The sequence below is a fragment of the Psychrobacter sp. NPDC064578 genome (genome assembly GCF_044901245.1).
Classification (GTDB): domain Bacteria; phylum Pseudomonadota; class Gammaproteobacteria; order Pseudomonadales; family Moraxellaceae; genus Psychrobacter; species Psychrobacter cibarius_C.
In genome coordinates, this window is sequence record NZ_JBJDPI010000007.1 from 1 (window position 1) to 14,893 (window position 14,893).

A 14,893-nucleotide genomic window follows, 5' to 3' on the forward strand; every position below is an offset into this window, starting at 1 on the left:
TATATGTAATTGACATATAAACTGTCCAGCTCGTCTTGATGAGGGCGTATTATAGAGGGTTTGAATCTTTAGTCAAGGGCTATTTTAGCTTAATTTTAATAATCTTGGTTATTAGACTAAATTGACAGAATGGCGACGCTACTTTTGCTTCAATCGGGTAGTAGTATATGGGGTTTTGAGCAAGGATAGCTTTTTCCTCTTAAAATTACTTACCTCTTTTCTATAAATGCCACCTTTACAGCTTGCCTATCTTTTTGAAGAAGTCTTTGTAAGCAGCGACTTTTTTATCTAAGGCCAAAGGATAGGCACGTGAGGTAGAAGGCAACCTATATAAGGTAAGATTATTTACATCGACTTTTCGATTGTTATCGTTTTGCCATTGATATGGATAATCCATATTTTGATTGGTCTTAGGATACTTGGATTTAGCAGGTGGCTCGGCTAATAAACCAAGCAGCACCTCTGTTGCTTTACCGCCCGTGGTAAATAAGGTTTCAACCTTTGGCACTTGTGGCAATATACTATCTAGGTCAACGGGTGTGACGACGGTTAAGTTCTTATCTGAGGCATTGCCCGTTTCACGAATAGCCTGATTAACCGTTGGACAAGAAGCAATGCCGCGCTCGAACATAAAGGCGCGAATACGCTCAGGATCAAAGCGCTTCTCATCCCCTACTCTAAAATAATCCACGTCATCAAAAAAAACACTACCATAAATACGCCACATGTCATTGTAAAAGTTTGGATAGTGAAATGGCATTGCCCATTTATCAGCGGTCGGTGGAAAAGTACCCATCATCATTACCGTAGCATTAGGTGGTAAAACGGGAGCGAACGGATGCGTTTCTACTTCTGCTGCTTGGGCTTCAGATAATATCAAGCTATTATCGGTTTTATGCGTATTATTATGGGTATGAGATGGTTGTGTAGTCATAAGATTCTTCATCAGAAAAGCGGTTTTTTTGCTATCATAGCAAGCCTAAACACTGCTTCATTTATTAAGGCGCTATTATAGTCAAACATAGTCGGCTTAAATAAAACCAACCCTGCTATAAATATATTTGGCTTATTTTATTATCAAAGCAGTAAGCTTACTATTGATGGGCTAAATATAGGGTTGAAGTGCAGTAAGTGTTTGTATCTTTTATACTAATGGCAACCGCAGTAACTGCGCAAGCATCAGACCAAAAACCAAGAGAAACCTTATGAGCGACTTAAAAATCACCGTCATTGATCACCCGTTAGTCCGTCATAAACTCAGTCTTATGCGCGAAAAAGACTGTAGCACTTATAAGTTTCGCACCTTGACCAAAGAGCTTGCACGCTTGATGGCGTATGAAGCAAGCCGTGATTTTGAAATTGAAACCTTCCCAATGCAAGGCTGGTGTGGTGAAATCACAGGTGAGCAAATCATCGGTAAGACGGCGACGATTGTACCGATTTTACGTGCGGGTATTGGTATGCTTGACGGGGTGCTCGATTTGATTCCTACAGCAAAAATCTCTGTCGTCGGTTTGCAACGTGATGAAGAAACCTTACAACCGGTGCCGTTCTTTGAAAAGTTTGTCAGCCATATGGACAAACGCCCAGCCCTTATCATTGACCCAATGTTAGCCACTGGCGGCTCAATGGTTGCGACCATCGAGATGCTAAAGAAAAATGGCTGTACCAACATTAAAGCCTTGGTATTGGTTGCGGCACCTGAAGGCGTACGTGTGGTCAATGAAGCGCATCCTGATGTGACCATTTATACCGCCGCATTAGATAGCCATTTAGATGAACATGGCTATATCATCCCAGGTTTAGGCGATGCGGGCGATAAAATCTTTGGTAAGCAATTATTTAACAAGTAAGACAACGCCAATAAATCAAGACAAGCTGTCGTTATAAACCATGACACATGTACAGAACATCAATGATAAGGATATAAGATGAACGTATTGATTACAGGAGCAAGCGCAGGTTTTGGTAAAGCGCTGGCCGAGCGTTTGGTTGCCAATGGTCATCGCGTGATTGGCTGTGCCAGACGCCTCGATAAGCTGAATGCTTTAGCAGACACTTTAGGCGAAGCATTTTTACCTGTGGTCATGGATGTGAGTGACACGGCTACTATTCCGCAAATTATCGCTGATTTGCCTGACGGTTTTAACCAAATCGATGTCTTGGTAAATAATGCTGGATTGGCACTCGGTACAGAACCTGCGCAAAATGCCAGTCTTGATGATTGGATGCGTATGACTGATACCAATATTAAAGGGTTGATGGCGCTGACCCATGCAGTCTTGCCAGCAATGGTAGCGCGCGATAGCGGTTATATTATCAATGTTGGTTCAATCGCTGGCAGCTGGCCTTATTTTGGTGGCAACGTTTATGGTGCGACCAAAGCCTTTGTCAAACAGTTTAGCCTCAATCTGCGCGCGGATCTCATCGGTACGCAAGTGCGAGTGACCAACCTTGAACCGGGTAATGTCGCGGGTACTGAGTTTTCAAACGTGCGCTTTCATGGCGATGACGATAAAGCCGCCAAGGTTTACGACGGCTTTAAAACCATGACCGGCGATGATATTGGCGATATTTTATTATGGCTGATTGAATCGCCTGCTCATATTAACGTCAATCGTTTAGAAGTGATGCCAGTTGCGCAAACTTATAACGGGCTGACGATTGCTAAGCAAGGTTCTTAAACCTTTATCTGATCGTTTGGCTTATTAACGTAACTCATAAGACCGAAGCAATATAGTCTCATCTATATTGCTTCTTTTTTTGGCTATGATATTCATCTCATTGACCAACCTCAAATCCTGAAAATCTAAAATCAATACCTCATTGCGCAAGCGCTCGCTGGTACGTTTATTATGGCGTATCGGAAATCCTAATACTTGCTTACCCCTAATCACTATCTGATTGATAATCATGGTCGGATTATTCATTATAGCTTTTGCACTTAATTTTTGAGCATTAATGATCACTGTGGCAGGATTGACCATTGTGCTTAAAACCTTTGTTTGACGCACGCTTTTTGGTAAATCCCCTGCAAAAAACAATACCTGACCTAGCGGTAAATACTGCGCGTGACGCATCAATTCTTGACGAAACAGCAAAGGCATATCACTATTGAAACTGTCTTCTGTTTGCTGAGAGAACGCCGTAAAATTACGCTGCAAATAACGTCCAAACACGCTGCTATTAATCCAGTCTTGATAAACCTCATTGGCTAGTAATTGCTGTGTAAATGCTGCGGCATCTGGTACCTCCTCTGCCATAAGAATCGCTAGTAATAACGCCTGTGGATTGGTAAATGTTTGCTGCTGCCAAAATTTTGGATATAGGCTGCTATCAAGCAATGGTAACGTCAGCTTGTTCATACCTTAATATCCTTATATTTTACTTGCTGACGTTTGATTCGATTGGTCAAAGTCTATGACAAGTCACTACTTTTAACCCTAAACAGCTTTTATGCTATGGTTAATTACCTGCTTTAATATAGCAGTCTTTTAGAAATGAGATAAAGACTTTTGCTAGATACATTTTGGCTCAATCGACTTGGTAAAACCGCTTAATGAAAACAAGGTACATTGCCTTATGAAGAAAAACTTAATCAACTTGCCTACTAACTACCAGTTGAAAACGATTGATATTGCTTTAACTGACGGTACGCTGCTACCAGTGTCAGTCATAGGCAGCGGCAAACCTGTAATATTACTGCATGCTTATGGCATGGATGCGCGTGAGTTTTTGCCATTTATTTTACACTTGGTTGGCAAATATGCATTTTACCTGCCGCACTTACGAGGATTTGGCGCCGCAAAAGATATCGACCTTACCCAGTTTGATTTTGTGCGCCAGTATGCCGATGATATCAGCGTCGTTATTGAGCAAATTTGCTTGGCGCGTAATATATCATCGTTGCCAGTTGCTGCTATTTCGATGGGGGCGCAAGTGATGTGGGCGTATTTCGAGCGTTATGGCTGCACGAAAGTCAGCCGTTATTTGAATATTGACCAAAGTCCTGCTATCCATAATCAGGCTAATTGGCAAGGTGGATTGTTTGGTGCGCGGCAGCAAGAAGTATTCGATATCTTTCACGACGTAATTAATAGGACTTTGCCTTACGCTGAAACAAAAAGCTTTGCCCACCTGCCCTTTTATATTAAACGTCATGCAACGGATGTTGAACGACTGTTTTCTCTCTTATCCGTCAATCGCACGCGCTCGAAAGTGTTTATACAAGTGGTGACTTATAAAAATGACCCCAAACTTGCGCTTTATAAGCACAGTATTTGGCATCATAAAATGCGCTGCTTACAAGCCTATTTGACATTACCCTATGACTTTCGCGGTGCGATAGAGCGTGTCACTATTCCAGTGGTCAATCTGATTGGCGGGCGCTCCAAACTCTACGATGCTAAGTGGCAGCAACAAGTCACCCAAATGCTACCCAATGCTCGCGAAGTTGTGTTGCCGCGTTCAGGTCATGCGGTACCAATGGATGAGCCAATTGGGTTTTATAAAGTATTAAAAGGGTTTTTACAGGATTAGTTGTTCATTTATATAAAAAAAGCGACCCGTTGAGGTCGCTTTTTATTTGAGCAAAAAATTTTAAGCATTTTAAGCATTAATCAGCTAATGCTTTGGTCAGCTCAAATCGCGGCACTTGCTTACCCTCAACTTCAACCGTTTCAGAAAACATAGATAACGGTCGTACCCATACGCCATACTCACCGTATAGGCAGCGATAAACGACTAATGCTTCTTCGGTTTCTGAATGCTGCGCGGTATGCAAAACTTGGTAAAGACTACCTTTATAATGGCGGTAAATGCCTTGGGGGATGGTTTGGCTCATATTGTCTTCAACTTATTCAACTTTATTCATATCAACATCATAGCCAGAGCTTTTCATTTCTCTAGCAATGCTATATTTCCAAGCCCCACTTATATCCATGGACTTATAGACTACACCAGATATATCATTTGGAATCTCTAAATCACCTTTTACAAGTGCAACAACGTTTGCTCGACCAATCTTGCCAATTAAGAGTCCATGCTCAAAAACGACGTTTTGTCTTGCCCGTGGTTTCAAATCTTCTGGTTTAGATCTAACGCCACCAACATCACAAGCCGTATAAAGCACAATAGCAAACCCTACGTCCGTGTGTTTTTCTAACTTCTCTATGATAGTAGCACCTGAATCAATTTGTTCATGAAGAATCTTAGCTTCAAAACCGAGCTTTTCAATGAATCTTGCTACTTCATTTTTAGCACCGTCATCATGACCATGCACAATAAAGACTTTTGAGCAGTCTATGCTTTTATCTTTAATATTTTCTATATCTACTTCCTCTGGAAATAATTTCAATTCTTCAATTATAGTTTCAATTAAGTTAATAGCGCTATTTCTACCTCTGTTCCAAGCATCATAATTAATAGAATCTGGCATATTTGAGTATGCAATCGATGAAAAAAAAGTGATTTTTTTAAAATCGCTCAAATAATTAGAAGTAGCACCGCTTATTCTGCTTATAAACATAGCTGAACGGCGTTTCAGTTTATCAAGACCAACTTTATCCCCATACTTCAGCTCCTCGAACTCTTGCCTTATCTCTTCCAGAAATTCAATATTATTCACATTAACCCACCGTCACTTTCGCATAAGCCTTTTTGCCCGCTTGGATAACGACCGTTTGACCCGACGTTAAGTTAAAGCCAGCATCGACCACTTCGCCATCTACTTTTACTGCGCCACGCTTAATCATATCTTTAGCTGATGAGCTATTTTTAGCCAATCCAGCTTGGTTGAGTACTTGAGTAATAAATAGCGCCTCAGCACCTTCTAAATCTAGCGTCACTTCTGGTAAATCAACTGGTAATTCGCCATCAGCTAATACGTTACCCGCTGATTTGTGCGCATTAGTAGCCGCATCGGCATCATGGAAGCGCTCGATTAATTCTTCAGCAAGAATACGTTTGATTTCTTGTGGGTTGCGACCGTTTTCCATCCCTGCCATTAACGCTTCGACTTCTTCCATTGGCTTAAAGCTTAAAAATTCAAAGTAGCGACGGATTAAGGTATCTGGCATTGACAGCAGTTTTTGGTACATGGTGCCCGGTGCATCGTAAATGCCGACATAGTTGCCGAGTGACTTAGACATTTTATTAACGCCGTCTAGCCCTTCTAAGATTGGTACGGTGATACAAACTTGTGGCTCTTGGCCATAGCGACCTTGCAGGGTGCGCCCCATTAGGATGTTAAAGGTTTGGTCCGTACCACCAAGCTCGACGTCGGCTTTTAGCGCGATAGAGTCATAACCTTGCACCAATGGGTAGAGAAACTCATGGATAGCAATTGGCGTTTGCGCGGCATAGCGTTTAGAGAAATCATCGCGCTCAAGCATACGTGAGACGGTCAATTGGCTAGAAAGCTGAATCATGTCACCCGCTGACATATCCTTGAACCATTCGGAGTTAAAGACAATCTTGGTTTTTTCTTTATCCAAAATTTTAAAAACTTGCTCAGCATAAGTCTGCGCATTGACTTTGATTTGCTCATCGGTCAATGGCGGACGGGTGCTGTTCTTACCAGACGGATCACCAATCTTGGCGGTATAATCACCAATGAGAAAGTAAATCTCATGACCCAAATCTTGAAAATGCTTGAGTTTATTAATCAGCACGGTATGACCCAAATGTAGGTCAGGCGCAGTGGGATCAAAGCCTGCCTTGATACGCAGCGGGCGATTCAGTTTCAGCTTCTTAACCAAATCGTCTTCAGATAGGATTTCTTGTGTACCGCGTTGGATCAGGGCAAGCTGTTCTTCTAGGGTGTAGGTTTGCGTGGTCATGATGCTCTCTTTATTGTCTTTATTAAAAGGGTAACGCGTTTGGGCTATTTAGAATCTCGTAGCCAGTAAAAGATGTTAGAATTTGAGAGATATACTAGCGTTTTTTAAGGTAAATTGCCATGACCAAGCCCGTATCGATTGAGGATATTCAGAATACTCCTGACACAGATTTAAGTTTAGAGATGAGCTTAGATAGCCGTCTAGATAATATTGACGATTTAAACTATGCCACTTTGACCGACGCACTCGAGCAAACGGTGTTTGAGAACTTCGATGATGGTTTGTATATCGGCATGATGTCTGGCACCAGCTTAGACGGAATGGATGCGGTTCTTTGTCAGTTTAGTAGTGATAGTAGTACTGAAATAGATACCCAGCAACCGATGCGACTGTTAGCAACTCATAGCCAAGAGTTTCCGCCGCGTTTGCGTGAAGTGTTATTGGCTTTATGTCAGCCTAATGGTGTTCAAGAATTAGTACCTGCAGAGGGTGAGCCAAACAGCGAATTAGACTGGTTCGGTTGGGCAAGTAAAGAATACGCTGAATTTGCCAGCGAGGTGGTCAATAATTTATTGCAGCAATCGAATACTGATGTAGAGTCAGTGTTGGCGATCGGCTGTCACGGTCAAACGGTACGCCATCGTCCGCAATTGGGCTTTAGCTTGCAATTGGTCGATGCCAATATCATTGCTGAGCGTACTGGCATTAGCGTCGTCAGCGATTTCCGCCGCCGCGATATGGCGGTTGGTGGTCAAGGAGCGCCGTTGGTTCCAGCTTTTCATCAAGCGTTATTTGCCACGCCTGATAGCACGCGCGTGTTATTAAATTTAGGCGGTATTGCCAATATCACAGTCTTGCCAGCAAACGATAGTCCTGCGATTGGTTATGATACGGGTCCTGCCAATTTATTACTCGATGCGTGGACAGCATTGCATACTAATAAAGATTATGATACTGGCGGCGCGTGGGCGCAGTCTGGACAAGTGATTGAGCCGCTACTTAATCAGCTAATAGAACATCCGTTTTTTGCGCGAACGTATCCAAAAAGCACTGGGCGTGAAGATTTTAACTTAGCATGGCTACAGGATGAGCTGCAAAAGTTCGATCAGGCATCTGCCCATATTCGCTATTCGTCAGCGGATGTGCAGGCGACGCTTACTGAACTGACAGCGATGAGTGCCAGTATGCAAATTAATATGTTTATTAATACTCATGAAAATAGCTCGGTTTACGTCTGTGGTGGCGGTGCATTAAACGATTATTTGATGACTCGCTTGCAAGCGCATCTGCCCCATTGCACAGTAGAGACCACCGCAAGCTTAGGGCTGAATCCAGCGTGGGTCGAAGCCGTCGCCTTTGCATGGCTCGCACGGCAAACACTAATAGGTGAAACGGGTAATTTGCCTGCGGTCACTGGCGCGAGTAAAGGCGTGGTTTTGGGTCAGGTTTGTTTCGCCTGACTGGTCAAATTTTAGTTTACACACGTGCACTTATGTGTTTTATAATGAATTCTGAAATACCCTCCTCTTAGGACTTGTAAGTATAGGATATATCGCATGAGCCAACACAGCAGTTCACTTACTGATCAAGCTACCAATGATGCTAGCGCAACAGCAGAGCATCAACCGCGTCAGAAACCACCGCACTATGAGCGTAGCGATGACTTGCGCGTCGTAATTACGGGTATGGGTGCGTTGACACCTTTGGGACTCGACGTCGATAGCTCATGGACTAAGCTGCTCAATGGTGATAGCGGCATCGCGCCAATTACACATTTTGATGCTACTGGCTATCGCGCTCAAATTGCTGGCGTGGTCAAGGATTTCGATGCCAAGCAATATATGAATGCCAAAGATGCGCGACGCTATGATGAATTTATTCATTATGGTATTGCCGCCTCTAGTATGGCATTACAGAACGCTGGTTTTATCGATGAAGTAAGTGCTGCTGATGCACCTGTGCAAAATGTCGATCAAGAGCGATTCGGCATTATTTTAGGCTCAGGTATTGGTGGTATCCAAACCATTGAAAACAGTCGTGATACGCTACGAGAAAAAGGCGCTTTGAAAGTTTCGCCCTTTATCATTCCTGGCTCTATTGTGAATATGGCAGCAGGCTTAGTGGCGATTAAACATACCTTAAAAGGTCCCAACCTTGCGACATCGACGGCTTGTACCACCGCGACCCATGCGATGGGTCTCGCTGCACGTTTGATTGCTTATGGTGACGCCGATGTCATGCTAGCAGGTGGTAGTGAAAAAGGCTCCAGCCCACTTGGCATATCAGGTTTTGGTGCCATGCATGCCCTCTCAACTCGCAATGACGAGCCGACCAAAGCCTCGCGTCCCTTTGACAAAGACCGTGATGGCTTTGTGCTCGGTGATGGCGCGGGTATGGTGGTACTAGAAAGCCTCGCTCATGCCAAAGCACGCGGTGCAACCATACTCGCTGAACTGGTCGGCTTTGGGATGAGTGATGATGCCAGTCACATCACAGCACCGCCTGAAGATGGCAGCGGTGCGGCACGAGCGATGCGTAATGCCCTAAATGATGCAGGCATTGAGCCATCGAGTGTTGGTTATGTCAATGCTCATGGCACCAGCACCCCTGCCGGTGATGTCGCTGAATCGATTGCTATTGAAACCGTTTTTGCCCCAGTTAAAGACCGCATTTTGGTCAGCTCAACCAAATCTATGACAGGTCATTTGCTTGGTGCCGCGGGTGCTGTTGAAGCCATATTCACCGTCCTTACCCTACAGCATCAGCATGTGCCACCCACCATTAATTTGGACAATGTGGAAGACAACTGTAACCTCGACTATGTCGCCAACCAATCGCGTAAAGTTGAAAACCTACAGTATGCGGTATCCAATAGCTTTGGCTTTGGTGGTACCAATGGCTCGTTAGTATTTGCGCGCTGGCCCGTGAATCACTAAGGTATAAAACTCACCATATCGGTCGTTGTAACCTTGGTGTCAGATTTGCTACGTTTGTCCACTTGCAGCCCCTTATCGTATTTGCGTATGATAAGGGGTAATTTTTGGAACATTTATGGACGATACCATGTCAAGCTACTCATTTTCCCATCAGTTTTACCAGCGCTGGACGTGTGCGCCTGAACCTATTCGCGCAGCAATTACCCAAGAGCTAAAAGACATCACCACCTTACTGCAAAACGATACCCCATTTGAAAGCTTTGTCTTTAATACTCATGATTTGGATACCCACATCGATGAGCTCTACGAAAACCATGAAGCGGAGCAAGCCATCGCTAAAGCCATTACTGACAAAAAGGCCGAAGAGCAAGCGACTGCTGAAAAACAACAGCGAGAAGAACAACAAAAAGTGAAAGCGGCAGAGGATGCCACACTTAAAGAAAATACTAAGTTAAAAGAAGAAGCCAAACTTCGTGAAGCAGCAGATACCGCGCAAAAAGAACAACAGAAAACTGAGCAAATAGCCGCTGAAAAGAAGAATGTTGCTGATAAAACGACCGCTATGAATGCCAATGATGCGAGTGATTCAGAATCGCTCAGTATTGATAACACGGTTGAGAAAAATCAAAATGTTGACAAATCGGCTGCAACGCAATCTAATGCTGATGATAACTTTGTTACCAGCTCTGAGAACAAAACCATCAGTGAAGATGCTAATGTCGCTCATGACAAGCATATCAATGACGACCACAGTATAAAAGCGGTCAATGACAAAGCCAGCGCCGCCATTAAACTGGCATTGAAAGATGCGAAACTGAGTACCACGCATCAAGAAATGATCCGTGAGTTGGAAATGCAAATTGATGATTATCTCAGTGAGCAAATGATGCTAATGTCTGAGAATTTAAAATCTTGGTTACGTGCTGAAGTGACTCAAAATCTAAGCGAAGATGAAGCAGGAACTGACAAAGAGTCTAAAAAAAGCTAAATGCTGCGTCCTACGCATCACCCTTTAGCAATAAATCCTTAGTAACAAATTCCTAGTACTAAAAAACCCCCGTAAACTTTACGGGGGTTTTTTCATTTTAGATTCGTCGATATGAGCGTTTACTTTAGATAGCCTTAGTACGCTCAGTCAGCCAGTCAAGTGCCGCACCTTCAACACGGTCTTTTAGCTCTGCATAGACTTGGCTATGATAATTATTCAACCAATCAATTTCAATTTGAGTCAATAATGATGACTCAATTAAACGAGTATCAATTGGGCAATAAGTGACGGTCTCAAAATTAAGAAAGTCGCCAAATTCCGTCTCTACTGGTTGAGCAACGCGTTTATTAACCATCAGGTTCTCAATACGGATACCATATTTGCCTTCACGGTATAGACCTGGCTCATTACTTGAGATCATGCCCTCTTTCATCGCGCGCTCTTTCGGCATGCTGGCACTATAAGCAATCACTTGTGGGCCTTCATGGACGTTCAAGAAATAACCAACGCCATGACCAGTACCGTGACCATAATCCATCTGTGCCTGCCATAATGGTGCACGGCATATCGCATCAATGAGTGGTGAAGCGATACCATCAGGGAAATGCGCTTTTGCTAAGGCAATATGGGCTTTGAGTACGGTGGTAAAGTCACGTTGGTGTTCGCTGCTTACCTGTCCAATACCGACCACACGAGTGATGTCTGTGGTGCCGTTTTGGTACTGAGCACCTGAGTCAATGAGTAATAAACCACCTTCACCTTCATTGACATCAAGGTAGCTAAATTTCTCAGGCGTTGCGCGATAATGCGGCAGCGCACCATTTTCATTAAAGCCTGCGATAGTCGGGAAACTTGGCGATACATAATGTGGCTGCTGACTGCGCACTTCGATGAGCATACTATCAACGTCCAGCTCGCTTAAACGCTCACCGTTTGCTAAACGCTGCTCAAATGAGGCAAAAAACTCACTTAATGCCGCGCCATCTTGACGCATGGCTTCACGCACATGGTCGATATCAGCATCAGATTTAACCGATTTTAGCAACGTACTTGGCGCCATTTGCTCAATAAAACCTATGCCATCGCCCATTTTAGATAACGTACCCACTGCCACTTTACTTGGGTCTAATAGCAATAAGTCATCAACAGTCAATGTGCCCAACGCATCTTGCACAGCGTCATAATCAGCAAGGGTGATACCGCTGTCTTTTAAGATTTGTGCTATCTCGCTACTGACTTTATTATTATCGATAAACAATGTCGCGTCATGTTCGCTAATGAGCATATGTGCCAAAAACACAGGGTTATAGTCAACATCAGCGCCGCGTAAATTGGTCAACCAAGCAATATCGTCTAAGCTTGAAAGCAAGTGATGGGTTGCGCCTGCCTCAGCCATACCTGCGCGTACAGCGGCAAGTTTTGAGGTAGCAGACTGCGCGACAAACTGCGCATCGTGTTGATATAGACTGGCAGTAGGTAGCGCTGGACGATCGCTCCATATTTCTGTCAATACGTCACGCTCAGTGATTAAGGTAATGTCATTGGCATCAAAGGCATTTAACAATCTATCTTGCTCAGAGATAGACAATACATTGCCGTCGACTGCCACGCTATCACCCTCAGCCAAGTGCTCGGCGAGCCAATCAATATGATTTGGCTGACCCGGTGCAAGCTTCTCTAAGCTAATACCTGTGCCTTCTAGCTGATCAGCGGCGTGTACCCAATAGCGGCTGTCCGTCCATAATCCAGCAAAATCAGCGGTAACAACGAGCGTCCCGACTGAGCCTGTGAATCCTGATAACCATAAGCGCGCTTGCCAATATTCTGGCAAATACTCAGATAAATGCGGATCAGCAGACGGTACGATAATCGCGGTCAGATCTTGTGCTACTAACGCCTGACGTAGGCTGTCGATACGATCGTGGATACTTTGTTTATTCATAAAAGGTGTCCTTATTGATTTTAAAAAATAAGATTTGGAAAAATCATATTGTGAGGCGACTATGGATAGTCGTCTTATTTGAGCGAGTAAACTGTTTTAGGCGCTTGCTATTTATCATTCACTGAATGCTTAGCATCTAAACAACCTGCGTAAGACGCTTAATGTCTTAAAAATTAAAGTGTTGTCAATGACCAGATAGATAAGGCTAACTATTTTTAGGAGCATTACAGCAGAGCATTATTAGATGTTTGGGCGGAAAGCGGACTTTCAATAGCGTGGGGGCAATAACTTACTAAGTGTCACCATAAAACGTGCTACCAATCATGGTAACACGTCTCGCCATCTAACATTTTTGCTGGTATTGCTATTGATACTAAATCACGTTAATCGTGTGTCTGAATTAGCTCAGCTTATCTGCACGCTCGCTTTTTTGCAGCATATTATTGATCGGTTTGGCTAATGCCAATAAGACAACGGCTGTGACCACCAAAAAGATCGTCATCATCGTAAATAAGCCCGGCAACCCTTCGATCTTATCTGCTGATACTTGACCACCAAAGAACGCAGCAACCAAATTACCTAAAGCGAGAGAAGCAAAGAAAAGCCCCATCATCTGACCTTGCATACCTTTTGGCGCAAGCTTAGTCATTGCAGACAGACCAACAGGACTGAGCGCCAACTCACCAAGGGTCAGCAATAATAAACTACCCACTAGCCATAAAGGTGAAGCCAATCCACCATCGCTAGTCAAAATGCTTTTTGAGGCAAATATCATCAAAGCAAAGCCTGCAGCGGCAAACAACATACCAAGTGCAAACTTTACCATACTATTTGGCTCAAGGCCTCGATTGGCAAGCTTGACCCAGACAATGCTAATGATCGGTGCTAATATTAAAATAAATAAGGGATTAAGCGACTGAAACCAAATACTAGGCACTTCAAAGCCTAAAACATTCAGGTCTGTATAGCGATCAGCGAACAGGTTAAAAGACGTTGGCTGCTGCTCAAAGCTTGACCAAAATAGCGTCGAGCCGATGATTAAGATAAAACAAATTAACAAACGTAGCTTGTCAGTTTTGTCCAATCGCGGTGAAATAAACATGACAGCAAAGTATAGTATGACGACTGCTGCAATGAGGTAAGTCATATACTGAGCAACCATTTCAGGGTTAAATGGCATAATACCAGTCGACACTAAGACAGTAATGGCAGCAAGTAGCGCGAGAAACCCGCCAACCCAGCGACCTACATTTTTGAAACGTCCAGTCGTTTGTTCCCATTCAGGCGTAATGTTTTTGGCACGAGCATAACGATTTAAGGTTTTTTTAGCTGAAAAACGATAAATCAATAGTGAAGCTAACATGCCAAGACCGCCGACACCAAAGCCTACATGCCACATACCTTTTTCTTTAAATACGCCAACGATAAGGGCAGCCAGTAGCGCACCGATATTGATACCCATATAAAATAGAGTAAAGCCACTATCACGGCGTGCATCGCCTTTGGGATACAACGTTCCGACCATCACGGAGATACAGGTTTTAAATAAGCCTGAACCAAGAACGATACACATCAAACCCACAAAAAACAGCGTCATCCCAAGCATAGCGGATAGTGCGATACACAAATGACCAAGGGCGATAATAATACTACCCCACCAGAGTGCACGCTCTTGACCGAGCCAATTATCAGCCAACCAGCCACCCGGTACTGCCGCTAAATATAACGAACCAGCAAAAATACCATAGATAGCAGAAGCTGTAACTTCATCGAAACCAAAACCGCCACTACCGACGGTCGCTACCATAAATAATACTAATAGTGGACGGATACTATAATAAGAGAATCGCTCCCACATTTCTGTGAAAAACAATGGACGTAGTGGCTTAGGATGCCCCATAAATCCATTATCTAGTGCTGCCAATTCAGCAGCACTAACCTCTGACTTTGATTCTGTACTCATAACTTTATTCCTTTAAAGACCACTGTATTAACGACCAAACATATAATTATCCCGACAAGCGGTCATATAGGCGCATCATTGTTTCACTTGGATATAATCAAGTAAAGAAATAATTGGTCAATAATTACACAAATACCCACAAAAAAGCCCGCTATCATTGGCTGAAAGCGGGCTTTTATTTTTAGCATCAATGTCAGTGATGACGACGCTGTTGTGCTTATGGTA

General features: G+C 43.5%; 13 protein-coding genes. 6 read left to right on the forward strand and 7 right to left on the reverse strand.

The genetic code is table 11. From position 1 onward, the window contains the following. Window positions 1-235: 235 nt before the first annotated feature. Window positions 236-802, reverse strand: coding sequence for a DNA glycosylase (locus ACI2JM_RS09290; RefSeq protein WP_404643999.1), 567 nt, complete (start codon window positions 800-802; stop codon window positions 236-238). A gap of 403 nt (window positions 803-1,205) precedes the next feature. Between ACI2JM_RS09290 and upp the strand changes: the two genes are divergently transcribed. After that, window positions 1,206-1,853, forward strand: coding sequence for a uracil phosphoribosyltransferase (upp, locus tag ACI2JM_RS09295; protein ID WP_045445969.1), 648 nt, complete (start codon window positions 1,206-1,208; stop codon window positions 1,851-1,853). Between the two features lie 78 nt (window positions 1,854-1,931). After that, on the forward strand, window positions 1,932-2,684 hold the full coding sequence (locus ACI2JM_RS09300) for an SDR family NAD(P)-dependent oxidoreductase (protein WP_201560919.1): 753 nt from the start codon (window positions 1,932-1,934) through the stop codon (window positions 2,682-2,684). A 24-nt stretch (window positions 2,685-2,708) separates the two neighbouring features. Here the strand turns inward: ACI2JM_RS09300 and ACI2JM_RS09305 are convergent, their stop codons facing one another. Next, the gene (locus tag ACI2JM_RS09305; RefSeq protein ID WP_201560918.1) at window positions 2,709-3,365 is read right to left on the reverse strand and encodes a hypothetical protein; all 657 of its coding nucleotides are present in this window, start codon (window positions 3,363-3,365) and stop codon (window positions 2,709-2,711) included. A 217-nt stretch (window positions 3,366-3,582) separates the two neighbouring features. On the opposite strand from ACI2JM_RS09305, the gene ACI2JM_RS09310 reads away from it, so the two are divergent. Next, entirely contained in the window at window positions 3,583-4,539 is a 957-nt protein-coding gene (locus ACI2JM_RS09310) for an alpha/beta fold hydrolase (protein ID WP_404643749.1), read from the forward strand. Between the two features lie 76 nt (window positions 4,540-4,615). Here ACI2JM_RS09310 and ACI2JM_RS09315 read toward each other — a convergent pair whose 3' ends face one another. Genes ACI2JM_RS09315 through tyrS form a run of 3 tightly spaced genes read right to left on the reverse strand, consistent with a single transcriptional unit; the run spans window position 4,616 to window position 6,839 of the window. Beyond that, window positions 4,616-4,843 carry a DUF1653 domain-containing protein gene (locus ACI2JM_RS09315; protein WP_087813598.1) on the reverse strand — a complete coding sequence of 76 codons (228 nt, stop codon included), beginning with the start codon at window positions 4,841-4,843 and terminating at the stop codon, window positions 4,616-4,618. A gap of 12 nt (window positions 4,844-4,855) precedes the next feature. Continuing rightward, on the reverse strand, window positions 4,856-5,626 hold the full coding sequence (locus ACI2JM_RS09320) for a TIR domain-containing protein (protein ID WP_404643751.1): 771 nt from the start codon (window positions 5,624-5,626) through the stop codon (window positions 4,856-4,858). A gap of 1 nt (window position 5,627) precedes the next feature. Next, on the reverse strand, window positions 5,628-6,839 hold the full coding sequence (tyrS, locus tag ACI2JM_RS09325) for a tyrosine--tRNA ligase (RefSeq protein WP_404643753.1): 1,212 nt from the start codon (window positions 6,837-6,839) through the stop codon (window positions 5,628-5,630). Between the two features lie 119 nt (window positions 6,840-6,958). Between tyrS and ACI2JM_RS09330 the strand changes: the two genes are divergently transcribed. The 3 genes from ACI2JM_RS09330 to ACI2JM_RS09340 all read left to right on the forward strand — a co-directional run bounded on the left by ACI2JM_RS09330 (window position 6,959) and on the right by ACI2JM_RS09340 (window position 10,763). Then, on the forward strand, window positions 6,959-8,299 hold the full coding sequence (locus tag ACI2JM_RS09330) for an anhydro-N-acetylmuramic acid kinase (RefSeq protein WP_404643755.1): 1,341 nt from the start codon (window positions 6,959-6,961) through the stop codon (window positions 8,297-8,299). 96 nt (window positions 8,300-8,395) lie between these two features. Beyond that, window positions 8,396-9,775: a beta-ketoacyl-ACP synthase II gene (gene fabF, locus ACI2JM_RS09335; RefSeq protein ID WP_404643757.1), complete on the forward strand. Its 1,380-nt coding sequence runs from the start codon at window positions 8,396-8,398 to the stop codon at window positions 9,773-9,775. Between the two features lie 115 nt (window positions 9,776-9,890). After that, entirely contained in the window at window positions 9,891-10,763 is an 873-nt protein-coding gene (locus ACI2JM_RS09340; protein ID WP_404643759.1) for a hypothetical protein, read from the forward strand. Window positions 10,764-10,887: 124 nt separating this feature from the next. On the opposite strand, the gene ACI2JM_RS09345 is transcribed toward ACI2JM_RS09340, so the two are convergent. Both ACI2JM_RS09345 and ACI2JM_RS09350 read right to left on the reverse strand, forming a co-directional pair. Further along, the gene (locus ACI2JM_RS09345) at window positions 10,888-12,705 is read right to left on the reverse strand and encodes an aminopeptidase P family protein (RefSeq protein ID WP_404643761.1); all 1,818 of its coding nucleotides are present in this window, start codon (window positions 12,703-12,705) and stop codon (window positions 10,888-10,890) included. Window positions 12,706-13,105: 400 nt separating this feature from the next. Next, window positions 13,106-14,668, reverse strand: a complete 1,563-nt coding sequence (locus ACI2JM_RS09350) for a peptide MFS transporter (RefSeq protein ID WP_055125320.1) — start codon at window positions 14,666-14,668, stop codon at window positions 13,106-13,108. Window positions 14,669-14,893 lie beyond the last annotated feature (225 nt).